Origin of the sequence: Streptomyces sp. B1866 (genome assembly GCF_031932565.1) — a bacterium.
GTDB lineage: Bacteria > Actinomycetota > Actinomycetes > Streptomycetales > Streptomycetaceae > Streptomyces.
On sequence record NZ_JAVSCF010000017.1, the window covers coordinates 24,067 to 47,894 of the forward strand.

Annotated in this window: 7 protein-coding genes; all 7 read right to left on the reverse strand. The window is 77.8% G+C overall.

Going from position 1 to position 23,828, the window contains the following annotated elements:
- Window positions 1–225: 225 nt before the first annotated feature.
- Complete coding sequence (mce, locus tag RKE29_RS04875; protein ID WP_312003771.1) at window positions 226–705, reverse strand: methylmalonyl-CoA epimerase; 480 nt, start codon at window positions 703–705, stop codon at window positions 226–228.
- Complete coding sequence (locus RKE29_RS04880) at window positions 702–1,523, reverse strand: alpha/beta fold hydrolase (protein WP_312003772.1); 822 nt, start codon at window positions 1,521–1,523, stop codon at window positions 702–704. The genes mce and RKE29_RS04880 overlap by 4 nt, the downstream gene beginning before the upstream one ends.
- On the reverse strand, window positions 1,520–9,331 hold the full coding sequence (locus RKE29_RS04885) for a non-ribosomal peptide synthetase (protein ID WP_312003773.1): 7,812 nt from the start codon (window positions 9,329–9,331) through the stop codon (window positions 1,520–1,522). The genes RKE29_RS04880 and RKE29_RS04885 overlap by 4 nt, the downstream gene beginning before the upstream one ends.
- On the reverse strand, window positions 9,328–15,111 hold the full coding sequence (locus tag RKE29_RS04890) for an SDR family NAD(P)-dependent oxidoreductase (RefSeq protein WP_312003774.1): 5,784 nt from the start codon (window positions 15,109–15,111) through the stop codon (window positions 9,328–9,330). Before RKE29_RS04890 ends, RKE29_RS04885 begins: the two co-directional genes overlap by 4 nt.
- A 6-nt stretch (window positions 15,112–15,117) precedes the next feature.
- The gene (locus tag RKE29_RS04895; RefSeq protein WP_312003775.1) at window positions 15,118–18,489 is read right to left on the reverse strand and encodes an amino acid adenylation domain-containing protein; all 3,372 of its coding nucleotides are present in this window, start codon (window positions 18,487–18,489) and stop codon (window positions 15,118–15,120) included.
- Window positions 18,486–23,315 (reverse strand): type I polyketide synthase, encoded by a 4,830-nt coding sequence (locus RKE29_RS04900; RefSeq protein WP_312003776.1) that lies wholly within the window; start codon window positions 23,313–23,315, stop codon window positions 18,486–18,488. The genes RKE29_RS04895 and RKE29_RS04900 overlap by 4 nt, the downstream gene beginning before the upstream one ends.
- Window positions 23,316–23,317: 2 nt before the next feature.
- Window positions 23,318–23,828 (reverse strand): acyl carrier protein (locus RKE29_RS04905; RefSeq protein ID WP_312003778.1); only part of this gene is annotated, 511 nt, incomplete at its 5' end.

Genomic DNA, 23,828 nt, shown 5'->3' on the forward strand with positions numbered 1-23,828 from the left:
CCGTTCCAGCTCGCTGGGACGGCGGGTCGTCCCTCGGCGGGGCGAGCCCGGCCGGTGTCCGGGCCCCGCCCCCGCCTGCCCGTAGCCGCGCGGCCGGAACCGCGCACCGGGCGCCACGCCCCCGTCGGTGATGAGGGACACGGGGGCCGACGTGTGCGGAGAGGCAGGCGCGGCACACGTCGGCCCCCCGCGCCGCCCGCCCGGCGGGATCGGCGCGGCAGCCGGTCAGACGGCGGCCGGTGCGGGGGCGTCGGCCGGGAGTTCGACCAGTTCCAGCAGGATGCCGCCCGCGTCCTTGGGGTGGACGAAGTTGATGCGGGACCCGGCCGTGCCGGTGCGGGGGGTGGGGTGCAGCAGGCGTACGCCGCGGGCGCGGAGGGTGTCGGCCGCCGCCGTCACGTCCCGTACCACGCAGGCCACCTGCTGCACGCCCGGGCCCGAGCGGCCGAGGAAGGCGGCGATCGGGGAGTCGGGGGTGAGCGGTGCCAGGAGTTGCAGGCAGCCGGTGTCCGGGGTGGGGCCCACGGACAGCATGGCCTCGCGTACGCCCTGTTCGAGGTTGTCCTCGCGGTGGACGCAGCGCATGCCGAAGGACCGCTCGTAGTGGTCGACCGCCGCGTCGAGGTCGGGGACCGCGATCCCCACGTGGTCCAGCCGGACCAGGCCGATGCCCTCGGTGAGCGGCTGCGCCGGTGCGTGTGTCATGTCTGGCCTTCTTCCTGCGAGTCGGTGGTGGCCGCGGCGAGCTTCACTGCCGCTCCGGCGCCGGGGAGGCCGGCCGGAAGGTCGTGTGCCAGGTCGGTCCTGATCTCCCGCCACACCGCCGCGGTGGCCGTGTGCAGGAAGAAGTGGTCGCCCGGGAGCATCAGCAGCCGGGTGCCCGCGGCGCCGTGCCCGCGCCAGGGGTACAGCTGCGGCAGCCGGACCGACGGGTCGGATCTGCCGCCGAAGACCGTGATCGGCACCGGCAGCGGCGGCCGGACGCGGTACTCGTAGGTCTCCAGCAGCGAGAAGTCGGCCCGCAGAGCCGGCAGCACCAGGTCCATCAGCTCGTCGTTCGCCAGCAGTTCAGGCGGCGTGCCGCCCAGGGACCGCAGCTCCTCGCGGATCTGTGCGCCCGTGGCGTGCCGCAGCCCGGGGCGGTGGCGCGGCACCTCGGGGGCCGCCGAGCCGGAGACGAACAGCCGGACCGGGGGCGGGAGTCCGCGCTGCCGCAGCGCCCGTGCCAGTTCGAAGGCGATGAGCGCACCCATGCTGTGGCCGAAGAGCGCGTACGGCCGGTCCAGCACCCCGGCCAGGTCTTCGGTCAGCGACCTGACCAGCGGCGCCAGCCGGGTGAACGGGGCCTCCAGCAGCCGGCGGCCCCGGCCCGGCGGCTCCAGCGGGCACACCCGCAGGCCGCGCGGCGCGGCGGCCTGCCAGCCGCGGTAGGCGGACGCCCCGCCGCCCGCGTACGGCAGGCACAGCAGCCGCGCCGCGGCCGGGGCGGCGCGGTCCGCGTCGGTCAGCCAGGTGCCGGTCACCGGGGCTCCCCGTCCCCGAGGCCCAGCGGGACCTGGAGCAGGCGGCGGCGCAGTTCGGCGACCGGCGTGTCCGGGTGCGCGGTGGCCATGGCGACCAGCGGGGCCCACTGGTGCGTCAGGGCGGCGACGGCCCGGGCGTCGAAGCGCTCCAGGGAGTACAGCCACATCCCGCGCAGCTCGCCGCCGTCCTCGCGCATCATCAGCGACAGGTCGACCGCCTGCGCCTCCATGGTGATGACGACCTCGGAGAAGACGTAGTCGTCGCCGATGTCCATCTCCAGCGGGGCGGCCTTCACCCCGGCCAGGTCCAGGTCGGCGACCGCGGCGTTGAGCAGGTTGAAGGAGAGGGAGAACGGGTCGTGGTCGTGGCCCGCGACCTCCGGCAGCGTCCACAGCGGCGCGCTCTGGTGCGCGTAGCCGCCCAGGATCTCCTCCCGCAGCCGTCCGACCAGCTCGCGGAACGTCGGGCCGTCGGACAGGTCGCTGCGGGCGATCAGGTGGTTGACGAAGAAGCCGATCAGCGGGTGCGTCTCCTCGCGTTCGCGGCCGGCCAGCGGGTAGGACACCGCGATGTCGTCGCTGCCGGAGTAGGCGGACAGCAGCACGTGGTAGGCGGCCATCAGGACCATGAAGAGGCTGGCGCCCTCGCTGCGGGCCAGCCCGTGCAGGGCCCGCGTGGCGCCGGAGTCCAGCGCGAAGCCGCGCGTGGTGCCGACCGCCGCGGGCAGGGCCTGGTGCGCGGGCGCGGCGAGGTCCAGCCGCCCGGGCAGGCCGGCGAGCCGGCGGCGCCAGTAGGCCAGGTCCGGCTCCAGCGCCCCGCCGGTCAGTCGGCCGTGCTGCCACGCGCTGACGTCCGCGTACCCGACGGGCAGGGGCGGCAGGCCCGGTGCGCGGCCGGCCAGGCGGGCCGCGTACAGCTCGGCCAGCTCCCGCAGCAGCACCCCGTAGCTCCAGTTGTCGGTGACCAGGTGGTGGATCACCCACACCAGGACGCTCTCGTCCTCGGCGGTACGCACCAGGGTGCCGCGCAGCAGCGGCTCCTCGGCGGTGCGGAACGGCCGGCGCTCCTCCCGGGCCAGCAGCGCGCGCAGCTCCCGCTCCCGCGCCGCCTCGTCCAGCCCCCGCAGGTCCAGCGACGCAAGCGGCCAGCCGCCGTCCGGGTGGACGTGCTGCGTCCAGCGGCCGTCCTCCTCGCGGACCACCCGCACCCGCAGCGCCTCGTGGCGGCGCACCACGTCGTCCAGCGCCGCGCGCAGCGCCGCCTCGTCCAGGCCGCCGCGCAGCACCAGCGCCGTGGGCACGTTGTGGAACGGGTCCTCGACGGGCACCGGGTTGTACTGGCACAGCCAGCCCTGGGCGAACGACACCGGCACCGGCCCTGACCGGTCCGCCACCGGGATCGGGGCGGCCGCGGCGCCGTCCGGCGTGGCGGCCTGGTCGGTCAGCCAGTCCGCCAGGAGGGCGGGGGTCGGGTGCTCGAACAGGGCGCGGATGGGCACCGGCACCCCGGTGGCGGTGCGCAGCCGCGCCACCAGCCGGGTGACCATCAGCGAGTTGCCGCCCCGCTCGAAGAAGTCGTCGTGCACCCCCACCCGCGGCACGCCCAGCACCTCGGCGAACGCCTCGCACATCCGCCGCTCGCCCGCCGTGCGCGGCGGCGCGGACGGGGCCGGGCCGGGCGCGGCCGGGGCGGGCAGGGCCCGCCGGTCGACCTTCCCGTTCGCGGTCAGCGGCAGCGCCGCCAGCACGGTGACGGTGTCGGGCACCTGGTAGCGCGGCAGCCGCTCGGCCAGGAACGCCCGCAGCTCCGCCGGGTCGGGCGCGTCGGCGCCGGCGGGCGTGGCGTAGCCGGCCAGCCGCCGGTCGCCGGGGCGGTCCTCGCGCACCACGACGGCGGCCTGGGCGACGCCGGGGTGCGCCAGCAGCGCCGCCTCGACCTCGCCGGGCTCGATGCGGAAGCCGCGGATCTTCACCTGGTCGTCGGCGCGGCCCAGGAACTCCACGAGCCCGTCGGAGTGCTGCCGCACCAGGTCGCCGGTGCGGTACGTCCGCGCGCCGGGCGGGCCGAACGGGTCGCCCGTGAACCGCTGCTCGGTCAGGTCGGGGCGGCCCAGGTAGCCGTCGGCGACGCCGTCGCCCGCGACGTACAGCTCGCCGGGCGCGCCCGGCGGCACCGGCCGCAGCCGCGCGTCCAGCACGTACACCCGCGTGTTGTCCATGGGGCGGCCGATGGGCACCGTGTCGCCCACCGGGCCCGCCACCGGGTGGCAGGTGGCGAACGTGGTGGTCTCCGTCGGCCCGTAGACGTGCACCAGCCGGGTGTCCGGGCAGGCGGCCAGGGCGCGGGCGAAGGCGCGCGGCGAGGCGGCCTCGCCGCCGGTCCACACCTCGCGCAGCGCCCCCAGCGCCGCCGGGCGCTGCTCGGCCAGCAGGTTGAACAGGGCGGTGGTGAAGAACGCGGCGGTCACGCCGTGCCGGGTGACGGTGTCGGCCAGCACGTCGAGGTCCACCGGGCCGGGCGGCGCGGTGACGACGCGGCCGCCGGACAGCAGCGGCACCCACAGCTCGTAGGTGGAGGCGTCGAAGGCGGTGGGGGAGTGCATCAGCACCGCGCTGTGGTCTCCTTCCGCGAACCGCCGGTCCCGGGCCAGCGCGACGACGTTGCGGTGGCTGACCACCACGCCCTTGGGCGTGCCGGTGGAGCCGGAGGTGAACATCACGTAGGCGGTCCGGGACGGGTCCGGCTCCGGCCACGGCGCCGCGCCGTCCGTGTCGGCGGCGAGGGCGCCGGCCGCGTCCAGTACGCGCAAGCCCTCCCGGGCCGGGTGCTCGGGCGCGGCGTCGTCCACCAGCAGCACCGACGCCCCGGTCAGCTCGGTGATCAGCCGCATCCGGGCCAGCGGCGCCCGCGGGTCCAGCGGCACGTACACGCCGCCGGCCTTCACCACCGCCAGCACGGCCGCGACCAGTTCCGGCGAGCGCTCCAGCAGCAGGGCCACCGCACCGCCGGGGCGCACGCCCAGGTCCGCCAGGCGCCGGGCCAGCCGGTCGGACGCGGCGTCCAGCGCGGCGTAGGTCCACGCGCGGTCCTGGCAGGTCACCGCCTCCCGGTCGGGGGTGCGCGCCGCCTGGGCGCGGAACAGCTCGGCCAGGCCGCCGTCGGGGAGCGGGCGGGCGGTGCCGTTCCACTCGGTCACCAGCCGGTGCCGCTCGCCGGGGGCCAGCAGGTCCAGGTCGGCCACCGGCCGGTCCGGGTCGGCCACCGCCGCCCGGAGCAGCCGGTGCAGCCGGTCGGCCAGGGCCCGTACGGTGCCGGGGTCGAACAGGTCGGCGCTGAACTCGACGGTGCCCTCGATGCCGCCGGGCGCGCCGCCCGGCTCGCGCCGCTCGGTGAGCATCCACGCCAGGTCCATCCGAGCGGTGCCGGTGGGCGCGGTGAGCGGTTCGGCCCGTACGCCGGGCAGGTCCAGCGTGCCGCCCGGCCCGGTCTGCCAGGTCACCACGGTCTGCACCAGCGGGTGGTGGGCCAGCGAGCGGGCCGGGGCGAGGGCGTCCACCAGGTACTCGAACGGGACGTCCTGGTGCGCGTAGGCGTCCAGCGCGGTCTCCTTCACCCGGGCCAGCAGCTCGCGGAAGGCCGGTTCGCCGGAGGCGTCCACGCGCAGCACCAGGGTGTTGACGAACAGGCCGACCAGGTCCTCGGTCGCCCGGTCGGTGCGGCCGGCGACGGCGGCGCCCAGCGGGATGTCCTCGCCCGCGCCCAGCCGGGCGTACAGCGCGGCCAGGCCCGCGGTGAACACCATGAACGGCGTCGCGCCGCAGCCGGCGGCCAGCTCCGCGAGCCGCCCGTGCAGCTCCCGGTCCCAGGTGAAGGCGTGCAGGCCGCCGGCGTGCGTGGCGCGGGCCGGGCGCGGCCGGTCGGCCGGCAGCGGGATCCGGTCCGGCAGGCCCGCCAGGGCCGTACGCCAGTGGTCCAGCGTGCCGCGCAGCAGCCCGCCCGGGTCGTCCTCGCCGCCGAGCAGCTTCCGCTGCCACAGCGCGTAGTCGGTGTACTGCACGGCCGGCGGCTCCCAGCCGGGCGCCCGCCCGGCCAGCCGCGCCGTGTAGGCGGCGGCCAGGTCCCGGGCCAGGGGGGCCAGCGACCAGCCGTCGGCGGCGATGTGGTGGACCACGACCACCAGCGCGTGGTCCTCGGGGCCGAGGGCGAACAGCCAGGCCCGTACGGGGATGTCGCGCGCCAGGTCGAACACGTGGCCCGCGGCGTCCGCCGCCGCGCCCGGCAGCTCGTCCGCGCCGAGCGGGACCACCGTCAGCTCCGGGCGGGCGCCCTCGGGCGGCAGGACGTGCGCCCCGGGCTCGCCGCCCACGGCCGGGTAGACGGTGCGCAGCGCCTCGTGGCGGGCCGTCACGTCGGCCAGCGCGGCGCGCAGCGCGCCCGCGTCCAGAGGCCCGGTCAGCCGCAGGCCCAGCGGGATGTTGTACGTCGCGGACGGCCCGTCCATCTCGTGCAGGAACCACATGCGGTGCTGGGCGAACGACAGCGGCAGCACCTCGGGCCGGGGCCGCGGGACCAGCGGCGGGCGGGCCGCCCCGGCGTCCGCCAGCCGCCGGGCCAGACCCGCGGGCGTGGGCGCCTCGAACAGGGTGCGCACCGCGGGTTCGGCGCCCAGCTCCGCGCGGATCCGGGACACCAGGCGGGTGGCGAGCAGCGAGTGCCCGCCCAACTCGAAGAAGCTGTCCTCCGCGCCGACCTCCGGCACGCCCAGCACCTCCGCGAACAGCGCGCACAGCGCCGCCTCGGCGGGCGTGCGCGGCGCCACGCGCGCGGCCCGCCCGCCCGCGCCGGAGGCAGGGGCGGGCAGCGCCCCGCGGTCGGTCTTGCCGTTCGGCGTCAGCGGCAGCGCGTCCAGCGGGACGAACACCGACGGCACCATGTAGCCGGGCAGCATGCGGCCCAGCCGCTCGCGCAGGAGCCCCGGCAGGTCCCCGGCGGGACCGGCGTGCGGGCCGGGCACCACGTACGCCACCAGCCGCTGGTCGCCCGGGGTGTCCTCGCGGACCACGACCGCGGCGTGCGCGACGGCGTCCTCGCGGGCCAGCAGCGACTCGATCTCGCCCAGCTCGATCCGGTAGCCGCGCAGCTTGACCTGGTGGTCGAGGCGGCCCAGGAACTCCACCGACCCGTCGGCGCGGCGGCGCACCAGGTCGCCGGTGCGGTACAGCCGCGCGCCGGGCGCGGCGGAGAACGGGTGCGGCACGAACCGCTCGGCCGTCAGCTCGGGCCGGCCCAGGTAGCCGTCGGCCAGGCCCGCGCCGCCGATGTGCAACTCGCCGGGCACGCCGGGCGGCACCAGGCGGCCGGCGGCGTCCAGCACGTGCAGCTCGGTCTCGGCGATGGGCTCGCCGAGGACCACCGGGCCGCCGTCCAGCCGGGCCGTCGCGGACCAGATGGTGGTCTCGGTGGGCCCGTACATGTTCCACGCCTCAAGGCCCAGGCCCAGCAGGCGGTCGGCCAGCGCGGCGGGCAGGGCCTCGCCGCCGACCAGCGCGCGCAGCCCCGGCCGGCCGCGCCAGCCGGCGTCCAGCAGCATCCGCCAGGTCGCCGGGGTGGCCTGCATGACGGTGGCCTCGCAGGCGTCCAGCGCGGCCGCCAGGCGGGCGCCGTCGGCGGCGGTCTCCCGGTCGGCCAGCACCACCCGGCCGCCGGTGGCCAGCGGCAGCAGCAGCTCCAGCAGCGCGATGTCGAAGGACAGGGTGGTGACCGCCAGCAGCGTGTCGGCGTCCGTCAGGCCCGGCGTCTCGGCCATGGAGGCGAGGAAGTTGGCCAGCGCCCGGTGCGGCACCTGCACGCCCTTGGGACGGCCGGTGGAGCCGGAGGTGTAGAGGACGTACGCCGGGTCGTCCCCGGTGGCCCGCGCCTGCGGCGGGCCGTCCGGCTCGGCGGCCAGGGCGGCGCGCTCCCGGTCCAGGCACAGCACCGCCGCGCCCTCGGCGGGCACCAGCCCCAGCAGCGGACTGTGCGTCAGCAGCACCGCGAGCCGGGAGTCCTCGGCCATGTACGCCAGCCGCGCGGCGGGCAGCGCCGGGTCCAGCGGCACCCACGCGCCGCCCGCCTTCCACACCGCCAGCAGCGCCACCACCATGTCCGGGCAGCGCTCCACGCAGACGCCGGTCAGCGCCCCCGGGCCCACGCCGAGGCGGCGCAGCCGGTGCGCGAGCCGGTCGGCGCGGCGGTCCAGCGCGGCGTAGTCCAGCGCCTCGGCGCCGTGCCGCAGCGCCTCGGCGCCCGGGGTGCGCGCGGCCTGCTCCGCGATCCGCAGGTGGGCGGGCGCCGGGTCGCGCCAGGCGCGCGGGGCGGCGGTGCCCAGGGCGCGCAGCCGCTCCTCCTCGGCGCCGGTCAGCAGCCTCGCCCGGCCGATCGGCTCCGCTGGCCGGGCGACCAGGTCCGCGACCAGGGTCCGCAGGGCGTCGGCCATGCCCGCCACGGTGGCCGCGTCGAACAGGTCGCTGTTGTACTCGAACCACCCGGTCAGCCCGTCGGGCCGGTCGAAGACCTGCAACTCCAGGTCGAAGCGGGCGCTGGCGCTCGCCACCTCCAGCGTCTCCAGGCGCAGACCCCCGGCGGTGAACTCGGGCAGCGGGATGTTCTGGAAGACGAACGACACCTGGAACACCGGCGTACGCGACAGGTCGCGGCCCGGCCGCAGCTCCTCCACCAGCCGCTCGAACGGCAGCTCCTGGTGCGCGAAGCCGTCCAGGCACACCTGGCGCACCCGGGCCAGCAGCTCCCGGAAGGACGGGTCGCCGGACAGGTCGGTGCGCAGCGCGAGCATGTTGACGAAGAAGCCGATCAGCGGCTCGGTCTCGGGGCGGCCCCGGCCGGCCACCGGCGCGCCGACCACGACGTCCTCCTGCCCGCTGTAGCGGTGCAGCAGCACCTGGAAGGCGGCCAGCACCGTCATGAACGGGGTGACGCCCTCCCTGCGGCTCAGCTCCCGCACCGCGTCCATCACCGGGGCGGGCAGCCGGAACGGCAGGGAGCCGCCCCGGGTGGACAGCACCGCCGGACGGGGCCGGTCGGTGGGCAGCTCCAGGGCCGGCGGCGCGCCCGCCAGGGCCTGCCGCCAGTACGCCAGGTCGCCGTCCACGGCGCCGCTGTCCACCCGTCCGCGCTGCCAGACCGCCCAGTCGGCGTACTGGATGCGCGGCGCGGGCAGCTCCGGCGCCCGCCCGGCGGCCATCGCCCCGTACAGCTCGGCGAGTTCGCGCAGGAACACGGAGGTCGACCACAGGTCGCCGACGATGTGGTGCATCGTCAGCAGCAGGACGTGCTCCTCGGGCGCCAGCCGCAGGAACGTCATCCGCAGCAGCGGCCCCGCCGCCAGGTCGAAGGGCCGGGCGAACTCCTCCCGGGCCAGCTCCGCCAGGCGCGCCGCGCCGTCCGGTCCGCGCAGGTCCGGGCGGTCGGCCACGGTCACCGACGGGCCGCCGTCCTCGCCGACGACCTGCACCGGCCGGCCGTCGGCCTCGCGGAAGACGGTGCGCAGCGCCTCGTGCCGCCGGGCGATCTCGGCCACGGCCCGCCGCCACACGCCGACGTCCAGCGGGCCGAGGACCCGCAGCGCGCCGGGCACGTGGTAGGAGGCGCTGCCGGGGGTGAGCCGCTCCAGGAACCACAGGCGCTGCTGGGCGTACGAGGCGGGGAACTCCCGGCGCGCCGGCTGCCGGGCCGCCGCGGCCCGCAGCCGCTCGGCCAGCAGGGCCCGCTTCTCGGCGGCCGTCATGCCGCGCAGGTCAGGGGTGGTCATGCCGGGTTCTCCTGTTCGTCGGCCTCGGCGGCTCCGCCGGCCTCGTCAGACTCATGGGCCTCGATGGCCCCGTCGGCCTCGGCCGCCTCGGCGGCGAGCAGTGCGCGCAACTGCGCCTCCACCTCGGCGTCGGACAGCTCCGCCATCTCCGCCGTCGCGTCGGGGCCGTCCGCCGCGCCGCCGTGGCGGTCCAGGACCGGGATCGGGTCGTCCCCGCCGGACCCGGCGTCCGCGCCCGGGGCAGGCCCGTCCGCCAGCAGGACGGCGGTGTGCGCCACGGTGGGCGCGCGGAAGAAGTCCCGCAGCTCCAGGTCGGCTCCGAACCGCTGCCGGAGCTTGGCGCCGATCTGCACGGCGGACAGCGAGTGCCCGCCGAGCGCGAAGAAGTCGTCGTGCAGTCCCACCCGGTCGATGCCCAGCACCTCCTGCCAGACCTCGGCGACCGCCCGCTGGAGGTCCGTCTCCGGCGCCGTGTAGGGCGTGTCGAGGTCGGGGCGGGGATGGCTGCCGCCCGGCGGGGCCAGCCCGGCCAGCTCGCCGGCCAGCCGCTCGGGGGTCAGCGAGCGGGCCAGCCGCAGCAGGGCAGGCAGCGGGCGGCGGGTGACGGCCAGGTGCGCGGGCAGGGCGGGCGCGGCCAGCAGGCGGGCGAACGCCGCCCGGCCCTCCGCCTCGCTCATGCCCTCGGCGAGCAGCCGCAGCGGGCCCGCCTCGTCCGGTCCGGCCGCCGCGTCGGCCACGGCCCGCCGCACCTGCTCGTGCAGCGCCCCCAGGTCGGTGATGCGCTTGATGGTGAAGTCGCCGATGGCCACCAGCAGCCGGCCCTCGGGGTCGTATACGTGCGTGTCGCAGGTCAGGGTCTCGCCGTCGCCGGGCGGGCCCTTCAGCTCCACCCGGCAGTGCACCGTGCCGGTCAGCGGCGCCTCGATCCGCAGGCTGCCGTAGCTGAACGGCAGGTAGTACACGTCCGGCGCGCGCAGCCGGGCCGCGGCGCCCGCCACGTCCAGCAGCGCCGGGTGCAGCGGGTAGTCCGCCAGGTCGCCCAGGAACGCGTCGTCCAGGCGCAGCGTCGCCAGCAGCCCGCGCTCGCCCGCCTCGATGGCCCGCAGGCACTGCCAGCGCGGCCCGAAGGCGAACTGAAGCGGCCCGCCGTGCTCGATGCGGTCGATCCCGAAGCGGCGCCTGATCTCCTGCTCGGAGTCGATGACCTCGGCCGGGCCCACCTCCGCGCGCAGCCCGGCCAGGTCCCGTACGGTGGCCGGGCCGCGCTCGTGGAAGACGACGCGGCCGCCGGCGTGCTCCCGCCAGGCGGGCTCCCCGCCGGGGCCCGCGACGCGGCTGCGCACCGTGAACCGCAGCCGGTCGCCGTCCGGTTCGACCGTGGTGTACACCTCCCGGGAGCCGCCGTCGGGCACGATCACCGGCGCGCTGAACAGCACCTCGGTCAGCTCGGTGACCCGGCCCGCGGCCTGCTCGGCCACGGCCGCGCGGACCAGCTCCAGGTAGGTCGTGCCCGGCAGCAGGCCGTGGCCCATCAGGCGGTGGTCGGCCAGCACCCAGTGCCCGGTGTCCAGGGTGGTCCGGTAGGTGCGCCGCCCGTCGCGGTCCTCCACCAGCCGCAGCAGCGGGTGCCCGGCCGGCCCGCCGCCGCCCGGCCCGGTGCCCAGCCGGGTGCCGAGCCCGGCGGCCATGCCGACGCCGCGCCAGGTGTCCCACGCGATCGCGGTCACGGGGGCGCCGGTGTGCTGCCGCTTCCACTGCGCGAAGGCGTCGAGGAAGGCGTTGGCCGCGGCGTAGTCGCTCTGCCCCGGCCCGCCCAGCCGGGCCGTCACCGACGAGCACAGCAGCAGGAAGTCCAGCGGGTCCTCCCGGCACACCGCGTCCAGCACCAGCGTGCCGGTGGTCTTCGCCGCCAGCACCTCGTCCGCGTCCTGCGCCGACTTGCCGGCGATCATGCCCCGGGAGGGCAGGCCCGCCGCGTGGACGACGCCGTTCAGGGGGCCGTGCCGGTCGCGCAGCGCGGCCACCGCCGCGGCCGTGGCCGCCGCGTCCGTGACGTCGGCGCGCAGCACCTCGACCCGGGCGCCGCGCCCGGCCAGCCGCCGCAGGCGGCCGATGCGCGCGCTGACCGGGTCGTCGGCGCCGTGCGCGGCCAGCCAGCCGTCCCACTCGTCGGCCGCCGGGAAGGGCGAGCGGGCCAGCAGGCCGAGGACGGGCCGCTCGGCGGCGTCCGCCAGCGTCTCGGCCAGCGCCAGGCCGACGCCGCCGAGCCCGCCGGTGACCAGGTACACCCCGCCCGGCCGGACCCGCACCGGCAGCCCGCCGTACGGGCCGTCGGCGCCGGTGCCGTCCGCCTGCGGAGCGTCCAGCGGCACGGCGTCGTCCTCCCGCCGCCAGCCGTGCGTGCCGCGCAGCGCCAGCTCCCGGTCGGCCACCGGCCGGTCCAGCAGCGCGCGCAGCGCCCGCACCGGCGCCGGGCCCGGGTCGTACGGGTCCAGGCCGGTGACGTCCACGCTGCGGCAGGCGACGCCGGGCACCTCCTGCGGGATCACCGCGCAGGCGCCCAGCAGGACGGCGTTCTCCGGCTGGAGCGCCTCCTCGCCGGTGACGCTGTGCACGCCGCGGCACAGCACGTCGAGCGTGACCGGCCCGTCCCGCCGCGGCTCGCCCAGGGCCTGGGCGAGGGCGAGCAGGCTGTCGAAGCCGGTCCGCCGGGCCGCGCGCAGCGCGTCGGCGTCCGGCTCCCCGCCGGGGGCGCGGCCGGTGCTCCACAGGTGCACCAGCCGCAGCGGGCCCGGCCGGTCGGCGTCCAGGCCCTTGAGCAGGTCCGCCAGGTGCTCCCGGTCGGCGGGGTCCACCCGCCACGACCCGTCCGGGCCGTGGTCGAGCGCCGCGCCCGCCTCGACCCGTACGACCGGGTGCCCCTCGGCGGCCAGCAGGTCGGCGAGCGCGGCGCCCAGCGGCAGGTCGGCGCCGAGCACGGCCCACAGCTCGCGGTCCGCCGCGCCGGGCGCGGGCGCGGGCCGGGCGGCGGGCTCGGGCAGCCGCTTCCAGCCGGGCGCCCAGAAGCCCCCGGCGGTCTCCTGCGGCTCCTCCCCGGCGCCGACAGGTGAGGAGTCCGGCCGCACCCAGTAGCGCTGCCGCTGGAAGGCGTAGCCGGGCAGCCGCAGCGCGGGCCCGCGTCCGGCCTGCCCGCCGAGCGCGGGCCGCCAGTCCACCGGCACCCCGGCCGCCCACAGGCCGCCCAGCGCCTCCAGCAGCGCCTCGTGGTCCTCGCGCTCCTCGCCCGGGTGCCGCAGCGAGGCCGGCGCGGTGCGGCCCGGCCGCCAGGACCGGTGGGCGCGGGCGAAGTCGCCCAGCGTCCGGCCCGGCCCGGCCTCCAGCAGCACCAGGTCCTCGTCGGCGAGCAGTTCCTGGAGCGCGGCGGCGAACAGCACCGGCTCGCGCAGCTGGCGGCCCCAGTACGCGGGGCTGGTGGCCTGCTCGGCGGTGATCCAGGTGCCGGTCACGCAGGACAGGAACGGTACGGCGGGCGCCTCGCGCGGCACCCGTGCCACCGCGGCCACCAGCGGCTCCACGGCCGCGTCCATGCTCGCGGAGTGGAAGGCGTGCGAGGTGCGCAGCCGCCTGCACCCGGTGCCCTCGGCGGTCAGCCGCCGCTGGAGCGCGGCGATGTCCTCCTCGGGGCCGCTGACCACGCTCAGGCCGGTGGAGTTGACCGCGGCGACCTCCAGCGGGCCGTCCGCCGCCAGCGCCCGGGCCTCGGCCTCCGGCAGGAACACCGACAGCATCGCGCCCGGCGGCATGGCCTCGGCCAGCCGCCCCCGGACGGCCACCAGGCGCACCGCGTCGGGCAGCGAGAAGACGCCGGCCAGGCAGGCGGCCACGTACTCGCCGACGCTGTGCCCGGCCATCGCCCGCGGCCGCACGCCGAACTCCTCCCACAGCCGGGCCAGCGCGTACCCGACGGTGAACAGCGCGGGCTGGGTGGTGCCCGTACGGGCCAGCCGCTCGCCGGCGCCCTCCGCCGCGCCGTCGAACAGCAGCGGCCGCAGGTCCTCGCCCAGGTGCCCGGCGAACAGCTCCGCGCACCGGTCGACCGCGGCGGCGAAGGCCGGGTGGCGCGCGTACAGGCCGCGGGCCATGCCCGGGTACTGGGCGCCCTGGCCGGGGAACAGCAGCGCCACCGGGGCGTTCTCCGCGGCCCGTACGGCGTCGGCGGGCGCGAGGCGGCGCAGCGCGGCGACCGCGTCCGCCGGGGTGGCGGCCAGCACCGTCCGGCGCCGCTCGAACGCCTTCCGCCGGTACGCGAGGGTGTGCGCCACCTCGGCCAGCGGGGTGTCCGGGTGCGCCGCCAGGTGGTCGGCGAGCCGGTGCGCCCCGGCCGCCAGGGCGTCGGCGGAGCGGGCGGACAGCGGCAGCGGCAGCGGCACCGGCCCGTCGGCGGCCGGTGCGGGAGCGGGCTCGGCGGCCGGCGCCTCCTGGAGGATCAGGTGCGCGTTGGTGCCGCCGATGCCGAAGGAGCTGACGGCGGCCCGGCGCGGCGCGCCGCCCCGCGGCCAGGGCCGCCGCTCCCCGGTGACGTAGAACGGCGTGGTCTCCAGGGACAGCTCCGGGTTCGGCGCGGTGAACCCGGCGGTGGCCGGAATGGCCTCCTCGCGCAGCGCGAGCACCGCCTTGATCAGGGCGGTGACCCCGGCGGCCGCGTCCAGGTGGCCGACGTTGCTCTTCACCGAGCCGATCGCGCAGTAGCCCGTCGCGGGGGTGTACTCCCGCCAGGCGCGGGTGAGGGCGGCGATCTCGATGGGGTCGCCCAGCGCGGTGCCGGTGCCGTGCGCCTCGACGTACCCGATGGTGGCCGGGTCCACGTCCGCCACCGCCAGCGCCTCGGCGATCACCTCGGCCTGGCCGGTGACGCTGGGCGCGGTCCAGCCCACCTTGTCGGAGCCGTCGTTGTTGACGGCCGTGCCCAGGATGACGGCGTCCACCCGGTCGCCCGCCGCCAGCGCGTCGGCGAGGCGGCGCAGCACCACCAGGCCCACCCCGTTGCCGGGCACGGTGCCGTCGGCGGCGGCGTCGAAGGGGCGGCAGCGGCCCTGGGCGGACAGGATGCCGCCCTGCTCGTGCGGGTAGCCGGACGTCAGCGGCACCGACACCGACACCCCGCCGGCCAGCGCCAGGTCGCACTCGCCGGCCAGCAGGCTCTGGCAGGCCAGGTGCACGGCCGTCAGCGAGGTGGAGCAGGCGGTCTGGACGGTGACGGCCGGGCCGGTCAGGCCGAAGGCGTACGCCGCCCGGGTCGCCAGGAAGTCCTTGTCGCCCGCCAGCAGCGCGCGGTAGGCGCCGGCCGACTCGAACACCCGGCGGTTGCCCAGCAGGTTGAACATCAGGTACGAGTTGAGGCTGGCGCCGCCGAAGACGCCGATCCGGCCGCCGAACGAGCCCGGGTCCACGCCCGCCGACTCCAGCGCCTCCCAGGCGCACTCCAGGAACACCCGGTGCTGGGGGTCCAGCAGCTCGGCCTCGCGCGGCGTGTGGCCGAAGAAGCCCGCGTCGTACCGGTCGGCGTCCGCGAGCACGCCCTTGGCCCGCACGTAGCGCGGGTCGGCCGCCTCCGCGGGCACCGGGCCGGACTCCCGCAGGTCCCGCTCGGTGAGCGCCGACACGCTCTCCCGGCCGTCGGCCAGGTTGCGCCAGAAGGCGTCGACGTCGGGCGCGCCGGGGAACCGGCCGGCCAGGCCCGTGACGGCGATGCGGGTGCTGTCCGCGTCTGTGGCTGACATCGTCGGTCACCTACCGTTTCGTGCGCGCGTGCGGCGCTCGGCGGAGTGCCGGCGCCGGTCGTGGGTGAGCCGCCGGGCCTCGCCCCGGCCGCGGGAGGCCAGGGCGGGGGCGGCGTCCCCGGCGGAGCCGAGGTACGCGGCCAGGGCGGCGACGGTGGGGTACTGGAACAGGTCCACCATCTCCACCCGGTGTCCGAGCCGGTCGGCGAGCCGGGCGCGGAACTCCACCATCAGCAGCGAGTGGCCGCCGAGGTCGAACACGTTGTCGTGGACGCCGACGCGCGCCACGCCGAGCAGGTCCCGCCACAGCTCGGCCAGGTCCCGCTCCAGGCCCTCGCCGGGCGCGACGTACGCGGCGGCCAGGTCCGGGCGCTCGCCGTCCGGCTCGGGCAGCGCGGCCCGGTCCACCTTGCCGTTGGGGCCCAGCGGCAGGGCGGGCAGCGTGACGAAGGCGGACGGCACCATGTAGTCCGGCAGCCGCTCCCGCAGGTGCGCCGCCAGCTCCGCGGCGGTGGGCGCCGGGCCGTCCGCCGCGGTGAGGTGGGCGACCAGCCGCACGTCGTGCGCGGCCCGCGCGCGGGCGCTGACCACGGCCTGCCGCACGCCCGGGTGCTCGGTGAGCACCGACTCGATCTCGCCCGGCTCGATGCGCAGCCCGCGCACCTTCACCTGGTGGTCCATCCGGCCCAGGAACTCCAGCACCCCGTCCGGCCGCCACCGGGCCAGGTCGCCGGTGCGGTACAGCCGCGCGCCGGGCGCGGCGGAGAACGGGTCGGGGACGAACCGCTCGGCGGTCAGCTCCGGCTTGTTCAGGTAGCCGCGGGCCAGGTTCCGGCCGCCGACGCACAGCTCGCCCACCACGCCCACCGGCACCGGCCGCAGCCGCCCGTCCAGGACGTACGTCTGCGTGTTGGCGATCGGCCGGCCGATGGGCACCGGGCCGGGCCCGTCGCCTCGGCCGCAGGCCCAGGCGGTGACGTCCACGGCGGCCTCGGTGGGCCCGTAGAGGTTGTGCAGCTCGGCGGTGGACGCGGCCAGGAAGCGGTCGCGCAGCGCGTCGGGCAGCGCCTCGCCGCTGCAGAACACCCGGCGCAGCCCGGGCAGGTCCGCGGCCCGCGGCTCGGTGAGGAACACCTGGAGCATGGACGGCACGAAGTGCGCCGTGGTGACGCTCTCCGCGCGCATGACCTCCGTCAGGTAGCGGGCGTCGCGGTGCCCGTCCGGCCGGGCCACCACCAGCGTCGCGCCGGTCATCAGCGGCCAGAAGAACTCCCACACCGACACGTCGAAGGAGAACGGCGTCTTCTGGAGGATTCGGTCGCCCGGCCCGACGGGGTAGGCGTCCTGCATCCACAGCAGCCGGTTGCGGATCGCGGCGTGCACGTTCATCACGCCCTTGGGCCGCCCGGTGGAGCCGGAGGTGTGGATCACGTACGCCAGGTCCTCGCCGCCGACCTTCACGTCCGGGTCGTGGTCGGGCCGGCCCGCCACCGCTTCGGGCTCGTCCACGTACAGCACCCGGGTGCCCTCCGGCGGGGTGACGGCGGTCAGTCCGCGCCGGGTCAGCAGCACCGGCGCCGCCGCGTCCGCCATCACGTACGCCAGCCGGGCCGGCGGGTGGCCCGGGTCCAGCGGCACGTACGCGCCGCCCGCCTTCAGCACCGCCAGCAGGCTGACCACCAGCTCCGGCGAGCGCTCCAGGCACACCCCGACCAGCACGTCCCGGCCCACGCCCAGGCCGGTCAGGTGGTGGGCGAGCCGGTTGGCGCGGCGGTTCAGCTCGGCGTAGCCGACCGACCGGCCCTCGAAGCGGACCGCCTCGGCGTCCGGCCGCAGCCGGGCCTGCTTCTCGAACTCCTGGTGGATCCAGCCCGCGCCGGGCCACTCGCGCGCGGTGGCGTTCCACTCGGCCACCAGCCGGTGCCGCTCGTCGGCGTCCAGCAGCTCCAGGCCGCCCACGGGCACGTCCGGGTGGCGGGCCACCAGCTCGGCCACCCGCCGGAAGTGGCCGGCCAGCCGGGCCACGGTGGCCGCGTCGAACAGGTCCCGGTCGTACTCGAACCAGCCGGCCAGCGCCCCCGCGTCGTCGAACGCCTGGAGCTCCAGGTCGAAGCGGGCGCCCCGGGCGGCCAGCGGCAGCTGCCGGATCTCCACGTCGCCCATGGCCAGCGCGGGCAGCGGGTCGCTCTGGTAGGACAGGCACGCCTGGAACACCGGCGGCCGGCTCAGGTCGCGGGGGACGCGCAGCTCCTCCACGATCCGCTCGAAGGGCAGCTCCTCGTGCGTGTACGCGCCCACGCACGCCTCGCGGACCCGCTCCAGCAGCTCGGCGAAGGCCGGGTCGCCGCTCAGGTCCGCCCGCACCGGCAGGGTGTTGACGAAGAACCCGATGAGCGGTTCCACCTCCCGGCGGGTCCGGTTCGCGGTGGGCACGCCGATCACCACGTCGTCCTGGCCGCTGTAGCGGTGCAGCACGGTGTGCAGCACCGCCAGCAGCGCCATGTACGGCGTGGCGCGGTGCCGCCGGGCGACCTCGGCCAGCTCGCGCATCAGCGGCTCGGGCAGCCGCACCGGCACCGAGCCGCCGCGGAAGCCCTGCACGGCGGGGCGGGGCCGGTCGGTGGCCAGGCCCAGCACGTCGGGGGCGCCCGCCAGGTGGCCCCGCCAGTACGCCACCCCGGCGGCGATGTCCTGCTCGGCGAGCCGGCGCTGCTGCCACACCGCGAAGTCGCCGTACTGGATGCCCGGCTCCGGCAGCGGCGAGGGCCGGCCCGCGCGGAACGCGGCGTACAGCTCGGTCAGCTCGGACACCAGCACCCGCACCGACCAGCCGTCGGAGACCAGGTGGTGCATGGCCAGGGCCAGCACCCGGTCCGCCGGGCCCAGCCGCAGCAGCCGCACCCGCAGCAGCGGCCCGGCCGCCAGGTCGAACGGGCCGCCGAGCGCGGCGAACACCCGCCGCTGAAGCTCCTCCCCGGTCGGCTCGTCCCACGGGACGCCGTCGGCCGGCAGATCCGTCTCGGGCAGGTCCAGCTCCAGGGCCGGGTGCACCACCTGCACCGGGCGGCCGTCGCGGACCTCGAACGTGGTGCGCAGCGCCTCGTGCCGCCGCACGATCTCGTTCAGCGCCCGCAGCAGCACGCCCGCGTCCAGCGGCCCGCGGATGCGCAGCGCGGCGGCGATGGTGTACGCGGGGTTGCCCGGCCGCAGCTGCTCCAGGAACCACACGCCGCGCTGGGCGGCGGTCAGCGGGAAGGCGTCCCGTACCACGCCGCGCTCGCGCAGCCGCCGCTCGAACACGGCCCGCTGGTCCGGGGGCAGCGCCGCCAGGGCCGCCGCCAGCTCCGCGGCCGCAGTCGACGTCGTCGGATCCGTCATGCCCGTCCCTCGCTCTCCACCGCGGTCCCGGCCTCATGCCCGGACAGGCCGCGCAGTTCGGCCAGCAGTTCGGCCGCCACGTCCGCCGGCAGCCCCGTACGTCCCACGCGGGCCACCCGCTCGATGCCGCCGCCGGCGCCGTCCTCCTCCTGCGCGAGGCGGTCCAGGATCAGCCCGGCCAGGTCGCGCACGCAGGCGCCGTCCAGGAACGCGCCGACCGGCAGCGTCACGCCCAGGCCGCTGTCGATGCCGTTCTTCAGCTCCACCGCCATCAGGGAGTCCACGCCCAGGTCGACCAGCGGCTGGTCCGGCCCCGGCCGCGCGTCGCGGTCCTCCAGCGTGGCCGCCAGGGTCTCCAGCAGGCGGTCGGCCAGCAGCGCGGGCCGCGCCTCGGGCGGCCGCCCGAACAGCTCCTCGCGGGTGAGGAACGACCGGCCGGCCCGCGCGGCGGGCTCGGCCGGTCCGGCGGCCGGTGCGCCGATCAGCTCGTCCAGCAGCGCGGACCCGGACGCGTCCCGGTACCGGCGGCCCCAGTCGGACCAGTCCACGGGTACGGCCGCGAGCTGCGCGGCGTCCGACCGCAGCAGCTGGTGGAACACCCGCACCGCCTGGTCGGGCTCCAGCGTGCCCATGCCCCGGCTCAGGCCCGGGCCCGCGCCGGGCGCGCGGGCGGCCATGCCGGTGTCCCGCCAGATGCCCCAGTTGACGCTCAGCCCCGGCAGCCCGGCGTCCCGGCGCTGGTGGGCCAGGGCGTCCAGGTACGCGTTGGCCGCGGCGTACGCGCCGAAGGAGGGCGAGCTGAGCACCGAGCTGGTCGAGGAGCACAGCACGAAGAAGTCCAGCGGCCGCCTGGCCAGGTGCCGGTGCAGCGCCCAGGCCCCCAGCGCCTTGCCGCGCCACTGGCGCTCCAGGTCCTCGCGTCCCAGCTCGGCCAGCGGGATCACCGCGCCCTCGCCGGCCGCGTGCACCACGCCGCGCAGCGGCGGGCGGCCCTCGCCGTCCCAGCGGTCCAGGAAGCCGGCCAGGGCGGCCTCGTCGGCGACGTCGAACGCCTCGGCGTGGACCTCCGCGCCCAGCGCCTCCAGTGCGCGCACCGCGGCCACCCGCGCCGTCGCCGGGTGGTCCCCGGGCAGGCCCGCCCACGCCGCGCGCGCTGGCAGGGGCGTGCGGCCGACCAGCACCAGCCGGCGCGCCCCGGCCCCGGCCAGCGACCGGGCGATGGCCAGGCCCACGCCGCTCAGTCCGCCGGTGACCAGGTAGGCGGCGTCGCGGCGCAGGCCCGCCGTACGCCGGGGGGCGGCGTCGCCGGCGGCGGCCACCAGCCGGGGGACGTACGCGCGGCTGCCGCGCAGCGCGACCTGGTCCTCGCCGCGCCGGTGTGCGACCTCCCGCAGCAGCCCCTCGGCCAGCTCCGCGGGCGCCTGGCCGGGGTCGAGGTCCACCAGGCCGCCCCACAGCGCGGCGTGCTCCTGCTGGAGCGACCGGCCCAGGCCCCACAGCGCGGCCGCGGGGGCGGCCACCGGCCGCGGGCCGGGCGGCCCGGCGGGCACCGCGCCCCGGGTCACCAGCCACAGCCGGGCCGCACGGCCGGCGCCGGCCAGCGCGCCGACCGCGCGGGCCACCTCCAGGCAGCCGCCTTGCGCCTGGCCCGGGTCCCGCCAGTCCAGGCTGGAGAGGTGGACGGCCGTCAGCTCCTCGCTGTCCGCGAGGTCCAGCCCGGCGAGCAGGTCCCGCAGGTCGCCGGGGTGACCGGGGCGCACCGCGGCCCGGCCCTCCGCGTCCCGCGGCCGGTACTCCGGGCCGGGCGTGACGAGCACGCACCGCCGGCCCCGCTCGCGCAGGCGCCCGGCCAGCGCGTCGGCCACCCCGGAGGCGTCCGCGAACAGCAGCCACCCGCCCGGCGCCTCGCCGCCCGTACGGTCACCGGCCGTACGGTCACCGCTCGTACGGTCACCGGCCGGTGGCGCCGGCCGCCAGTCGAGCCGGTACAGCAGCTCCTCGTCCGCGGGCCCGCCCTCCGCCGCGCCGCCGTCGGGCAGCGGCTCGACGCCGCCGCCGGCCGCCGCGCTGCCGGGCTGCCGCGGCTCGCGCCAGCACACGGTCTTCTCGAACGGGGTGGCGGGCACGGCCACCCGGGTCCTGCGGTAGTCCCGGTCCCAGCCCCGCCAGTCGATCTCGCCGCCCGCCGCGTACAGCCGGGCGACGGAGTCGGTGACGACCTGCCAGTCGTCCTGCCGGGGCCGCAGGCTGGGCAGCAGCACGGCGCCGCGCTCGGGCGGCACCACGGCGTCCACCAGGCCCAGCAGCACCGGGGCGGGGCCGGTCTCGACGAAGTGCCGGGCGCCCAGGTCCAGCAGGGTCGCCACGCCCGCGGCGAACCGCACCGGCCGCCGGGCGTGCTCGCACCAGTAGTCGGCGTCGGGCGCGGCGTCCCACGCCAGCGCCCGGCCGTCCAGGTTCGAGACCAGCGGGATGCGGGGCGGCTGGAAGCGGATCGCGGCGGCGGCCTCGCGCAGAGGCTTCAGGATCGGCTCGACCAGCGGCGAGTGCGAGGCCGTGGTGATCGCCAGCTGCTTGACCCGCACCCCGCGGGCGGCGAACGCCGCGCACACCTCCGCCACCAGCTTCCGGTCGCCGGAGACGGTGGTGGCCACCGGGCCGTTGACCGCGGCGATGGAGACCGCCTCGGGGTGGTCGGCGATCTCCTCGGCCACCACCAGCTCCGGCGCGGCGATCGCCGCCATGGCGCCGTGCCCGGACAGCGTCGCCATCAGCCGGGAGCGGGCCACGGTCAGCGCCAGCCCGTCCTCCAGGCTCATCACGCCCGCGACGCACGCCGCCACGTACTCGCCGAAGCTGTGGCCGAGGACCGCGGCCGGCTCCACCCCCCAGGAGCGCCACAGCTCGGCCAGCGCGTACTCGACGGCGAAGACCGCGGGCTGGGCGTACCCGGTCTCCTCCAGCCGGGCCGCCGCCTCCGGCGACCCGGGGTGTTGCGGGTAGAGCACGGACAGCAGCGGCCGCTCCAGGTCCGGCCGCAGGATCTCCTCGCAGCGCTCCAGCGCGGCCCGGAAGGCCGGCTGCGTCTCGTACAGGCCGCGGGCCATGCCGACCCGCTGCACGCCCTGCCCGGCGAAGACGAAGACGGTCTCGCCGCCCGGCCCCTCGCCGGCGGCCGTGCCCGCGCCGTCCGGGTCGCCCGCCGCCCAGGCGGCCAGCCGCCCGGCCACCTCCTGCCGGGTGCGGCCGGTGACGGCCAGCCGGTGGTCGAAGCGGGCGCGGCCGGTGTTGGCCGCGTGGCACAGGTCGGCCAGCGGCTCGCCGCCCCGCGTCAGGCGGTCGCCGTAAGCGCGGGCCAGCTCGGTCAGCGCGGCGCCGGTACGGGCGGACAGCGCCAGCACCGACGCCGGGCGCCGCTCGTCGGGCTCGGCGGCCGGGCGGGGCGGCGCCTCGCGCAGGACGACGTGGGCGTTGGTGCCGCTGAAGCCGAAGGCGCTGACGGCCGCGGTGCGCGGGTGGCCGGTGTCCGGCCAGGGCGTCGGGGCGGTGGGCACCGCGAAGGTCGTGCCGTCGAAGGAGATGTCCGGGTTCAGCTCGCGGAAGTGGACGTTGCCGGGGATGGTGCCCCGGTGCAGCGCCAGCACGGCCTTGATCAGCCCGGCGATGCCGGCCGCCGCCTCCGGGTGGCCGATGTTGGTCTTGCCCGCTCCCAGGTAGACGGGGGCGCCCTCGGGCCGCCCGTAGACCTCGGCCAGCGCCTCCACCTCGATCGGGTCGCCGAGCCGGGTGCCGGTGCCGTGCGCCTCGACGAACGACACCTCCTCGGGCCGGATCCGGGCGGCGGCCACCGCCCGGCGCAGCACGTCCCGCTGCGCCGAGCCGTTGGGCGCGGTGACGCCCGCGCTGCGCCCGTCCTGGTTGACCGCGCCGCCGAGGACGACGGCCATCACCTGGTCGCCGTCGCGTACCGCGTCGGACAGCCGCTTGAGGACGACGACGCCGCAGCCCTCGCCGCGTACGTAGCCGTCCGCCGAGGCGTCGAACGCCTTGCAGCGGCCGTCCGGCGAGACCATCCGGCCGAACTGGGAGAAGGAGATGCTGGGCAGCGGCGAGAGGATGACGTTGACCCCGCCGCTGAGCGCGAGGTCGCACTCGCCGGCGCGCAGGCCCGCGCACGCCTGCTGCACCGCGACCAGGCTGGAGGAGCAGGCGGTGTCCACCGCGACGCTCGGGCCGCGCAGGTCCAGGGTGTAGGACAGCCGGCCGGCGACCACGCTGTGCGCCGATCCGGTGCTGGCGTACGCGGAGAAGTCCAGCGGGTGGCGCAGCGTCTCCATCGCGAAGTCGGAGCTGCACACGCCCAGGTAGACGCCGGTGCGGCTGCCGGCCAGGGCGGAGGGCGCGAGCCCGGCGTGCTCCACCGCCTGCCAGGCGACCTCCAGGGTCAGCCGCTGCTGCGGGTCCATGAACACCGCCTCGCGGCGGGAGATGCCGAAGAACGCGTGGTCGAACTGGTCGACCCGGTCCAGGAAGCCGCCCCGTTTGGTGGCCAGCTTCCCGGGCGCGGGCTCGGCGCTGAAGAACTCCTCGGCGTTCCACCGGTCGGGCGGTACCTCGCGGACCGCGTCCACGCCGTCGGCGAGCAACTGCCAGTAGCTGTCGGCGTCCACCGCGCCGCCGGGGAAGCGGCAGCCCAGGCCGATCACGGCGATCGGCTCGGCGGCGGCGCGCTCCTGGGCGTCGAGCCGGCCCTGGAGCCGTTCGATGGTCCGGAAGGCGCTTTTCAGCGCGGCGGCCGGGGTCGGGGTGTCGTGCGGCGTGGTCATGCTCAACGCCCTTCGTCGATCTGCTGGGTCCTGGCCATCAGGAGCGCCGCGAGTTCGCTCTCGGACAGCGCGTCGAGCTCGCTGTCGAGCCCGCCGTCCTGCCCGCCGGTGTCTGCGCTGTCGGGTCCGCTGATCTCCGCTCCGGGGGCGGTGCCGTCCGCCGCGCTCTCGGGCGCGGCCTGAAGGGCGATGCCCATCCGCTCGGCGAGGAACGGCACCAGCGCGTCGATCGTGGGGAAGCGCCACATGGCGGTCGCGGGCAGCCGCACCCCCAGCGAGGCCTCCAGCCGCTTGCGCAGTTCGAGGGAGAGCAGGGAGTCGAAACCGAGGGTGGTCAGCGGCGCGGCCGGGTCGACGGCGGCCTCCTCCAGCCGGATCACCCGGGCGGCCTCGGCGCGGCAGTGCCGCTCCAGCAGGGCGCGCCGCCGCCGCCCGGGCTCGACGGCCAGCAGCCGCCGCCGGACCTCGCCACCCGCGTCCCCGCCGGCCCCGGCCGCCGCCCCGGGCCCGCCG

Coding starts and splice junctions, on each gene's coding strand:
- mce (WP_312003771.1), bottom strand. CDS start 705: ATGACACACGCACCGGCGCAGCCGCTCACCGAGGGCATCGGCCTGGTC.
- RKE29_RS04885 (WP_312003773.1), bottom strand. CDS start 9,331: ATGACCACCCCTGACCTGCGCGGCATGACGGCCGCCGAGAAGCGGGCC.
- RKE29_RS04890 (WP_312003774.1), bottom strand. CDS start 15,111: ATGTCAGCCACAGACGCGGACAGCACCCGCATCGCCGTCACGGGCCTG.
- RKE29_RS04895 (WP_312003775.1), bottom strand. CDS start 18,489: ATGACGGATCCGACGACGTCGACTGCGGCCGCGGAGCTGGCGGCGGCC.
- RKE29_RS04900 (WP_312003776.1), bottom strand. CDS start 23,315: ATGACCACGCCGCACGACACCCCGACCCCGGCCGCCGCGCTGAAAAGC.